General features: G+C 54.2%; 9 protein-coding genes. 8 read left to right on the forward strand and 1 reads right to left on the reverse strand.

What is annotated here, in order from left to right:
* The first annotated feature begins 48 nt into the window (after positions 1 to 48).
* Both OEZ10_04755 and OEZ10_04760 read left to right on the forward strand, forming a co-directional pair.
* Positions 49 to 483, forward strand: coding sequence for a hypothetical protein (locus tag OEZ10_04755; protein MDH5632288.1), 435 nt, complete (start codon positions 49 to 51; stop codon positions 481 to 483).
* Positions 480 to 947, forward strand: coding sequence for a chemotaxis protein CheW (locus tag OEZ10_04760; GenBank protein ID MDH5632289.1), 468 nt, complete (start codon positions 480 to 482; stop codon positions 945 to 947). The genes OEZ10_04755 and OEZ10_04760 overlap by 4 nt, the downstream gene beginning before the upstream one ends.
* Positions 948 to 982: 35 nt before the next feature.
* Here the strand turns inward: OEZ10_04760 and OEZ10_04765 are convergent, their stop codons facing one another.
* Positions 983 to 1,879: a phosphate/phosphite/phosphonate ABC transporter substrate-binding protein gene (locus OEZ10_04765; GenBank protein ID MDH5632290.1), complete on the reverse strand. Its 897-nt coding sequence runs from the start codon at positions 1,877 to 1,879 to the stop codon at positions 983 to 985.
* An 87-nt stretch (positions 1,880 to 1,966) separates the two neighbouring features.
* On the opposite strand from OEZ10_04765, the gene OEZ10_04770 reads away from it, so the two are divergent.
* From OEZ10_04770 to fba, 6 genes are all read left to right on the forward strand, one after another.
* Positions 1,967 to 2,809 (forward strand): inositol monophosphatase family protein, encoded by an 843-nt coding sequence (locus OEZ10_04770; GenBank protein ID MDH5632291.1) that lies wholly within the window; start codon positions 1,967 to 1,969, stop codon positions 2,807 to 2,809.
* 276 nt (positions 2,810 to 3,085) lie between these two features.
* Positions 3,086 to 5,074 carry a transketolase gene (tkt, locus tag OEZ10_04775; protein ID MDH5632292.1) on the forward strand — a complete coding sequence of 663 codons (1,989 nt, stop codon included), beginning with the start codon at positions 3,086 to 3,088 and terminating at the stop codon, positions 5,072 to 5,074.
* A gap of 38 nt (positions 5,075 to 5,112) precedes the next feature.
* Positions 5,113 to 6,117 carry a type I glyceraldehyde-3-phosphate dehydrogenase gene (gene gap, locus OEZ10_04780; protein MDH5632293.1) on the forward strand — a complete coding sequence of 335 codons (1,005 nt, stop codon included), beginning with the start codon at positions 5,113 to 5,115 and terminating at the stop codon, positions 6,115 to 6,117.
* 308 nt (positions 6,118 to 6,425) lie between these two features.
* Positions 6,426 to 7,607 carry a phosphoglycerate kinase gene (locus OEZ10_04785; protein ID MDH5632294.1) on the forward strand — a complete coding sequence of 394 codons (1,182 nt, stop codon included), beginning with the start codon at positions 6,426 to 6,428 and terminating at the stop codon, positions 7,605 to 7,607.
* A 51-nt stretch (positions 7,608 to 7,658) separates the two neighbouring features.
* Positions 7,659 to 9,095: a pyruvate kinase gene (pyk, locus tag OEZ10_04790; GenBank protein MDH5632295.1), complete on the forward strand. Its 1,437-nt coding sequence runs from the start codon at positions 7,659 to 7,661 to the stop codon at positions 9,093 to 9,095.
* A 38-nt stretch (positions 9,096 to 9,133) separates the two neighbouring features.
* Complete coding sequence (gene fba, locus OEZ10_04795) at positions 9,134 to 10,171, forward strand: fructose-bisphosphate aldolase class II (protein MDH5632296.1); 1,038 nt, start codon at positions 9,134 to 9,136, stop codon at positions 10,169 to 10,171.
* The last annotated feature ends 47 nt before the right edge of the window (positions 10,172 to 10,218 follow it).

The following is a 10,218-nucleotide window of genomic DNA, read 5'->3' on the forward strand; positions in this document are numbered from 1 at the left end:
CGTGCGAACCAGTCTGATGTCTGGGAACAGCAAACAAGGGGAAGATAAATGGCCCAATTTCTGAAGGTAACAGTCGGAAATTCTGTATACCTGTTACCGGGAAAAGCCAGCCTGGGTATCGTGCAAAAGGACAAACTGATGCTTAATGGTGCCGGCGGAAACATCGTCGGCTGGAAACAGGATGCATCTGGTCGTTGGCCAGCATATGCCCTGACCGAAGACTGGGCGGTCGATTCATCAGCTTCGTGGGAGCGCGCCGTGTTTATACCGGGTTCTCCATCGCCAATTGGTATCGGCGCCAACACGGTTGAAATGATGACTAATGTTGATATTGAGCCACAACAGTTCACGCCGGCTGGCCCGGCGCCGTCCCGGTTTGGTCATCTGTTTAATGCGGTCTGGGTCGATGATGGTGTGACACACCTGGTGATTAATCCACCCGGGGTTGCCGGTTACCTGTCTACCGTGGGTGGATCATCATGAGTAACGCATCAGCACTTAGGCAGTCTTTGCATGTACTGGAAATACCTACTGCAGGGCATCCAATACTGGTACCCAGTGCCTGTGTAGCCGAAGTGGTCAATATCGGAACCGTCACGCGAGCACCACAAGCACCTTCCTGGTGCATGGGAATTGTTGGCTGGCGCCTGCAAGGCGTACCGATAATATCGTTTGAGGAATTGACCGGTCAGCCCACTGGCGGTATTGCTACTCGGGGCAAGTTGATTGTCTTTTTCCCGTTTCCCGGGCAACCGAAGCACCAGTTTTTTGCCATCATGAGTACATCCGAGCCGCAACCGCACACGTTGAACGCAGCCGATGCTGTGTCGGTGACTTCCCCGGTTCAGTCGACCTATGTTGCCGCGTCAATCAACCTTAAAGGCACGTCTGTACTTATCCCCAATTGGGATACATTGGGTGCCGTTGTATTTCCCAAGATGGTGTAAACCAGTGGTCGGCAATAGGTCGATTGATCTATTGCTCAGTATCCCCAGTAACTGGCCAGAAGCTCCCGGTATCCATCGTAGTCTGACGCATCACCGGCAATCAGTTGATTCAATCCCGCTTGTTCCAGTGCAAATCTGCCCGCAGAGGAATCTGCTGCAAACAGTAATGCGCGCTGGACCTGGCGAAAAATGACCGGGTCCAGATCGCGTGATGCAGTAATGGCGCGTGCCGCGACCGGCTCGGTGATGGCCAGGATGCGATAACCCTGGCTGATTTCGAGCAAGTCTGACGCCAGTGAAGTTGGCAGCATGAGTGCCGCAACTTTGTCTTGGTCCAGCAGTTCAAGCCCGTCCTGGTAATCAGAGATAGGGTAAATCCTTGGCTGCCGCGCCGGGTCGGGCAGCATGGCATGAAGCCGGGTGGCATCCAGGCTAGGTATATCGCGCACGGCTACGGGTTTGCCGGCAAATTTATGTAGCGGAGTGTTATCGGTCGATCGGGTAATGAGCGCCAGACTGCTGCTGCCAGTCTCCTTGGCCAACAGGCGGTTGCCGAGTTTTGTCAGACGATAGTCAGAAAAATGCGCGGCATCAATGGCTATCTCCCTGGACGAAGCGACACGCACAGACGTCCAGTGAAACAGGAAATTGTGTGACGTGCGAACCCGGTACCGGTATCCGGTGCGGGCTTCCAGGTAATCCGCCAATGCCTGAAAACGTAGCGCAGAATCAGCCTCATTTTTTCCCATGGGCGGCACCACCATGGTGATGGGATCTGTTGCATCGAGTGGATTTTTGCCCGGAATCGTGTCCTGATGGCGCGAGGCTGAGCCGGTAGCGCAACTGCCAAACAGCATCACAATCGCCGCTGGCAGTATCAGTCGCCGGTAAGCAAGAAAAAATAAGGTTTTTTGACGATGGGGTCGGTTCATGAATTCAGGCTTTCGTTCGGTTGTTCGTGGGCGTTTGGAGTCTAGAACAGAGGATGCACAGACTGTGCCAGAACAAACTGGGAAAACATGCGTAAAACGGTACAATGCGGCACCGTAAAAACTGTTTTCGTGAGTTTCCTGATGCTTGATGCTCTTCAATATATCTCGCAACTCGTGCCGCGACTGGCCAGCGAAGAACTCATGGACCGATTTAACCGGGTGCAGGTCGAGCAGAAAAAGGACGGCAGCCTCGTAACCGATGCAGATGCGGCAATGCAGGCGCGCATATGTACGGAACTGCAAGAAAAGTGGCCTGAAATCAGCATATTGGGTGAAGAGATGCCGGCCAGCGAGCAGTCCAGGCTACTGGCTACTGGCAAGCCTATCTGGTGCCTCGATCCGCTTGATGGCACGACCAATTTCGCCGCAGGCATGCCGATTTTTTCGGTATCGCTGGCGTTAATCGAGAATAATCAGCCGCTTCTTGCCCTGGTTTACGATCCAGTGAGAAAAGAATGCTTCACCGCCATGGCCGGAAAAGGCGCCTGGTTGAATGGCGTGCCGCTGTGCGTCAGCCCCTGGACACGGGGGCTGCCGGAAGCGGTGGCAATGGTGGATTTCAAACGCCTCAGCGCCGAGGAAGCCACGGCGCTGGTTGTCGATCCCCCGTTTCGCTCCCAGCGGAATTTGGGAACCTCTGCTCTGGAGTGGGCCTGGCTGGCTGCCGGGCGGTTCCAGTTGTACCTGCACGGCGGGCAAAAACTATGGGATCGCGCGGCGGGTTCATTGATTGCCCGGGAGGCGGGTGTTAGTGCACGTACACCAGGTGGAGATCCGATTTTCGTCGATAAATTGACGTCCTGCCCTATTCTGGCGGCGTGTGATGACGCGCTGTGGACAGAGTGGCACGGCTATTTGAATACCATTTAAAACAATTTTTCCGATAAAAGACACTTATAGCGCCCAAAATACGAGAAATGGACGGCATTTCCACTATTGCGGCCACGGGCAGGGTGAGAGAGAATACGCGCCTATTTTTGGACACTGAATCCGGATACAGCCAGGCAAGGGCGGCCGTATTCGCAATTAATCGTCGCCATAATTTTTGTTGCCCGGCTTCCATTACAGCCGGCAGGGATCAGATTTACCCGATAACCCGGTAGCGGTTTCGGTGAGCAAATTTAAATCTTGTTAAAGGGGTAAAACATGTCAAAAGCAGCAGCGCCAAGTCGTCGTGAAATGGCTAATGCCATTCGGGCCCTGAGTATGGATGCGGTTCAGAAGGCCAACTCCGGACACCCGGGTGCGCCGATGGGCATGGCGGATATCGCCGAAGTCCTGTGGAACGACCACATGACCCACAACCCGGCCAATCCGAAGTGGCCGAACCGCGACCGCTTCATTCTGTCCAACGGTCATGGCTCCATGCTGATTTACTCGCTGTTGCACCTGACCGGTTACGACCTGTCAATTGACGACCTGAAGAATTTCCGCCAACTGCATTCCAAGACCCCGGGCCACCCGGAATACGGCTATGCGCCGGGCGTGGAAACCACCACCGGCCCCCTGGGCCAGGGTATTACCAACGCTGTAGGCATGGCGATTGCTGAAAAAGCACTGGCAGGCCAGTTCAACCAGAAGGGCCACAATATTGTTGATCACAATACCTGGGTGTTCATGGGCGATGGTTGCCTGATGGAAGGTATTTCGCACGAAGCCTGCTCACTGGCCGGTACCCTGGGCCTGGGCAAGTTGATCGCGTTCTGGGATGACAACGGCATCTCCATCGACGGTCACGTTGAAGGCTGGTTCACTGATGACACACCGAAGCGCTTTGAATCCTACGGTTGGCACGTGATTCCAGGCGTGGACGGCCATGACTCTGCGGCTATTGAAAAGGCTATCGAGCAGGCCAAGGCCATGACCGACAAGCCGACCCTGATTTGCTGCAAGACCACTATCGGGTTTGGTTCACCGAACAAGGCCGGTTCGCACGCCTGTCATGGCGCGCCGCTGGGCGAAGAAGAGATCAACCTGACCAAGGCAGCACTGGGCTGGGATCATGGAGCGTTTGAAGTACCGGCCAATGTTTACAATGGCTGGGACGCCAAGGATGCCGGCGCCAAGGCCGAACAGGCCTGGAACGACAAGTTTGCCGCCTACAAGGCAGAGCACCCTGAGCTGGCCGCCGAATTTGAACGCCGCATGAACGGTGACTTGCCTGCAGACTGGGCCAAGACCTCGGCTGGTTATATCGCCAGCGTTAATGCCGCGGCCAAGACCGTGGCTACGCGCAAGGCGTCCCTGGCCTGTATCGAAGCGTTTTCACCGGCGCTGCCGGAACTGTTCGGTGGTTCCGCTGACCTTGGTTGCTCCAACCTGACCGAATGGTCCGGCTACAAGCCGATGGATGCCAACGAAGTCGCCAACTATGTCCGCTATGGCGTGCGTGAATTCGGTATGTCTGCCATTATGAACGGAATTGCCCTGCACGGTGGCCTGATTCCGTTTGGCGCAACCTTCCTGATGTTCTCTGAATACGCGCGTAACGCCCTGCGTATGGCTGCGTTGATGAAACAGCGCTCCATCTTTGTTTATACCCACGATTCCATCGGTTTGGGTGAAGATGGTCCGACGCATCAACCCGTTGAACAGATTCCGACCATGCGCATGATTCCCAACATGGCGTTGTGGCGTCCATGTGATGCGGTTGAAGCGGCTGTTGCCTGGTCAAAAGCCATCGAACGTCGCGACGGTCCGACCTGCCTGATTTTCTCGCGCCAGGATTTGCCACACCAGGTTCGCAGTGATGCCCAGATCGCCGACATCGCCAAGGGCGGTTACATCCTGAAGGACTGTGACGGCACACCTGATGCCATCATTATCGGTACCGGTTCCGAAGTTCAGCTTGCCACGGGCGCAGCTGAAGCCATGTCCGGCAAAAAGGTTCGCGTGGTATCCATGCCTTCTGTTGACGCATTTGAAGCCCAGGACGACAGCTATCGCAGCAACGTACTGCCAAAGGGCGTTCCGACTGTAGCTGTTGAAGCGGCCGTTGAAGCCGGCTGGTACAAGTATGCTGACAAGGTTGTGGGAATCAATCGCTTCGGTGAATCCGCGCCTGACAAGGTACTGTTCAAGGAATTTGGCTTCACCGTTGAAAACGTCGCGAACGCCGTTGAATCAGTTTTGTAATTCAAGAAATTTTGAGAACCTTTAAGGGGAGATAAACAATGACTATTAAAGTCGGTATTAATGGATTCGGCCGTATCGGCCGCATGGTATTCCGCGCTGTATACAACGAATTCAACGACATCGAAATCGTTGGTATCAATGACCTGCTGGACGCTGATTACCTGGCGTACATGCTGAAGTATGACTCTGTTCACGGCCGTTTCAAGGGCACCGTTGAAGGTGGCGATGGCTGCATGATCGTCGATGGCAAGAAGATTCGCCTGACTGCTGAGCGCGACCCGGCCAACCTGAAGTGGAGCGACGTTGGTGCGGATATCGTTATCGATTCCACCGGCTTCTTCCTGACTGAAGAAGGTTGCCAGAAGCACATTGATGCTGGCGCCAAGAAAGTGGTTATGTCCGCTCCTTCCAAGGACGGCACGCCGATGTTTGTTTACGGCGTAAACCATGAAACCTACGCAGGTCAGGCAATTGTTTCCGCTGCTTCATGCACCACCAACTGCCTGGCGCCTGTCGCCAAGGTTCTGAACGACAACTGGGGTATCAAGCGCGGCCTGATGTCTACCGTTCACGCTGCTACCGCTACCCAGAAAACTGTTGATGGCCCTTCTTCAAAGGACTGGCGCGGTGGTCGTGGCATTCTGGAAAACATCATCCCTTCTTCCACTGGTGCTGCCAAGGCAGTAGGTGTTGTTCTGCCTGAGCTGAATGGCAAGCTGACCGGTATGGCGTTCCGTGTGCCGACTTCTGACGTTTCAGTTGTTGACCTGACTGTTGAGCTGGAAAAGCCGGCCAAGTACGCTGATATCTGCGCGGCCATGAAGAAGGCTTCCGAAACCAAGGGCATCGGCGATACCCTGGGTTACACCGACGAGAAAGTGGTTTCTACTGACTTCCGTGGTGTTGGCTACTCTTCAATCTTTGATGCCGAAGCCGGTATTGCCCTGGATGACACCTTTGTCAAGGTTGTCAGCTGGTACGATAATGAGTATGGCTATACGTGTAATATGATGAGGTTTGTCCAGCACGTAGCCGCGAATTAAGCGGATCTTTTGCACGCTGAGGGTGTTGCGGCACGAGTTTTAATTGCTCATGTACGCGCATGTACACTGCGCATTAAAACTCGCACCGCGCCTACTCAGCGCACAAAATTTCTCGCTTAATTTATTGCCGGGAGTTGAGCAGGACTATTTCTTGCTTTTTTGGCCGGGAATGAAACGAGCAGAAAAGAAAATTGATTGGCCCGGGGTGACAACAGCCCGGACTGATTGATTACCAAGCATTGAGAATCATTTGCCAAGTTGTTGGTCAAAATTTGCCAAATAATTCTTTATCTATCTGGAGTTGTGAAATGTCTTTCATCAAACTGACTGATCTTGATCTGGCTGGCAAGCGTGTACTGATTCGTGCCGACCTGAATGTTCCTGTCAAAGACGGCAAGGTAACTTCCGATGCCCGTATTACCGCATCCATGCCGACTATCGAGCACTGCATGAAAGCCGGCGCAAGAGTCATGGTGATGTCACACCGTGGACGTCCTGAAGAAGGCAAGGCCGACGAAGAAAATTCCATGGCCCCGATTGCCGCCGATATGTCCGCCAAGCTGGGTCGTGACGTTCGCCTGGTCAAGGACTACATCAATGGTGGTTTTGAAGTAGCTGAAGGCGAATGCGTACTGCTGGAAAATGTCCGTTTCAATGCCGGTGAAAAGAAAGACAACGAAGAGCTGGCAAAAAAATACGCCGCGCTGTGCGACATATTTGTCATGGACGCTTTCGGGACCGCCCATCGCGCCCAGGCTTCTACCCACGGTGCCGGAAAGTTTGCACCGACTGCCTGCGCCGGTTTGTTGCTGGCAGAAGAACTGGACGCGCTGGCCAAGGCCCTGGCTAACCCGGCAAGACCGATGGTAGCCATTGTTGGTGGCTCCAAGGTTTCAACCAAGCTGACCGTACTGGAAGCCCTGTCCGAGAAAGTTGACCAGATGGTTGTCGGTGGCGGTATTGCCAATACGTTCCTGAAAGCGGCCGGTCACCCGGTTGGCAAGTCACTGTGTGAAGTCGACCTGGTGGACACTGCCAAGGGCCTGATGGAAAAAATGAATGCGCGCGGCGCATCTATTCCAATTGCAACTGATGTTGTCGTTGGCAAGAACTTCGATGAAAACGAACCGGCTGTTCTGAAAAAGGCCGATGAAGTTGCGGATGACGAAATGATTTTTGATATTGGTCCTGATTCAGCGAAAGAACTGGCAGATATAATTGCCAAGGCCGGCACCATTGTCTGGAACGGCCCTGTCGGCGTATTCGAGTTTGATCAGTTCGGTGAAGGTACCAAAACTGTTTCCATGGCAATTGCCAATGCCGATGGTTTCAGTCTCGCCGGCGGCGGTGACACCATTGCCGCCATCCAGAAATACAACATCTATGACAAGGTGTCGTATATATCAACAGCCGGTGGCGCATTCCTGGAGTACCTGGAAGGCAAAACTTTGCCGGCAGTTGCCATGCTGGAAGAGCGCGCCAAGGGCTAAACTACAATCACGGGCCGCGGCGGCATGCCTGCAGTCCGTGTTGGGGAATTTATGTTAAGACGTACAAAAATAGTCGCCACCATCGGTCCGGCCAGCGAAGATCCGCAGATCCTCGACAAGCTGATCGAGGCCGGCGTTGACGTGGTGCGCCTGAACTTCTCGCACGACAAACCGGAAGTACACATGCGTCGCGCCGAAGAGATGCGTGACCGCGCCAAGGCTCATGGCCGTGAAGTCGGTGTTCTGGCCGACATGCAAGGGCCAAAAATCCGTATCGGCAGGTTCAGGGACAAGAAAATCATCCTGAAAGAGGGTGCGACTTTTGTACTTGATGCAGATATGGATATCGAGGCCGGCACCGAGGAAGCGGTCGGGCTCGACTACAAGGAATTGCCTAACGACGTTCAGCGCGGTGACAACCTGTTGCTGGATGACGGTAGAATTATCTTGTGGGTCGACAAGGTTGAAGGTGCGCGGGTTTGCTGCAAGGTTGTCATTGGTGGAGACCTGTCAAACAACAAGGGCATCAACAAGCAAGGCGGCGGTCTTTCCGCAAAGGCGCTTACTGACAAGGATCGCCGGGACATCAAGACTGCAGCTGAGCTGAAGGCCGATTACGTCGCCATTTCATTTCCGCGTGATGCCGATGATGTTCGTGAGGCGCGTGACTTGTTGCGCGCAGCCGGCGGTCATGGCGGTATTGTTGCCAAGATAGAACGTACCGAGGCCCTGGACAACATCGAAGAAATTATTCGTGAAGCCGATGCCATCATGATTGCCCGTGGCGACCTGGGCGTGGAAATCGGTGACGCGGCGTTGCCACCGATCCAGAAAAAACTGATCAAGCTTGCTCGCACCATGAACAAGGTGGTGATCACGGCAACCCAGATGATGGAGTCGATGATCGAAAATGCCATGCCGACGCGTGCCGAGGTATCTGATGTTGCCAATGCGGTAATCGATGGCACTGATGCGGTGATGCTGTCTGCGGAAACCGCGGCCGGCAAGCATCCGGTAGCGGCAGTCGCTGCCATGGATCGAGTCTGCAAGGTGGCTGAACAGACTCGTGAAGTGAAGAGTTCTACGCACCGCATGGAAGTTTCATTTCAGTACATTGATGAGGCGATTGCCATGTCGACAATGTACGCGGCCAATCATTTGCCGGTCCGCGCCATTGCTTCACTGACTGAATCCGGATCGACTGCCCAGTGGATGTCCCGTATCAGTTCCGGCGTGCCGATCTATGCCCTGACGCCGCACGAAGCCACGCGTCGCAAGGTGTGCCTGTATCGCGGTGTGTACCCGGTCAGTTTTCAGTTGACCTGTAATGATCCAGCAGTGGTCATGCAGGAGGCGGTTGATGAGCTGCGTCGTCGTGGCGCTGTACGGGAAGGTGAAGTGGTCATTCTGACCATCGGTGAACCGCTGGCCAAGCCGGGTGGAACCAATACAATGAAGATCGTCCAGGTTGGCGATCATCACGATTAACTAACGGAATTTCAATTAAACGCATCCTGGAGGATATTATGGCTCTAGTCTCACTTCGTCAGTTGCTGGATCACGCCGCCGAAAACGGTTACGGCATGCCGGCTTTCAATGTCAACAACATGGAACAGGTTCACGCCATCATGCAGGCGGCGGATGAAGCCAATAGCCCGGTGATCCTGCAGGGTTCCGCCGGTGCCCGTTCTTACGCCGGTGAGCCATTTCTGCGTCACCTGATTTCCGCTGCAGTTGAAATGTATCCGCATATCCCGCTGGTTATGCACCAGGATCACGGTTCCGAGCCTGCAGTATGCTTGCGCTCTATCCAGTCCGGGTTCTCTTCGGTCATGATGGACGGCTCGTTGATGGCAGACATGAAGACTCCTTCCAGCTACGAATACAACGTTGACGTTACTCGTGAAGTCGTCAAGATGGCCCATGCCGGCGGTGTTTCCGTAGAAGGCGAGCTTGGCTGCCTGGGTTCCCTGGAAACCGGTATGATGGGTGAAGAAGATGGTCATGGTGCCGAGGGCGCCCTGGATCATTCACAGCTTCTTACTGACCCGCAGGAAGCCAAGGATTTTGTCGAAGCTACAGGTGTTGACGCTCTGGCTATCGCTATCGGCACTTCTCATGGCGCCTACAAGTTTACCCAGCCGCCTACCGGCAAGGTGCTGCGTATTGATCGTATCAAGGAAATCCACGCTGTTATCCCTGATACCCACCTCGTAATGCATGGCTCATCTTCTGTGCCGCAGGACTGGCTGGAAATCATCAATAACTTCGGCGGTGACATGGGTCAGACCTATGGCGTACCGGTTGAAGAAATCGTTGAGGGCATCAAGTCAGGTGTTCGTAAGGTCAATATTGATACCGACCTGCGCATGGCTTCTACCGGTGCGATTCGCAAGCACATGGCTGAAAACAAGTCCAACTTCGATCCACGCAAGTTCCTGAAGGAGTCTACCAAGGCCATGAAGGAAATCTGCAAGGCGCGTTACGAAGCTTTTGGCTGCGCCGGCCAGGCAGACAAGATCAAGCCTGTTTCACTTGAGAAGATGATCGGCTTCTACAAATAAGACCGGTCTCAAGAAAAAAACGGCCCCGAAACGGGGCCGTTTTTTAT

The organism is Gammaproteobacteria bacterium, assembly GCA_029880545.1.
GTDB lineage: Bacteria > Pseudomonadota > Gammaproteobacteria > Acidiferrobacterales > SZUA-150 > JAOUOD01.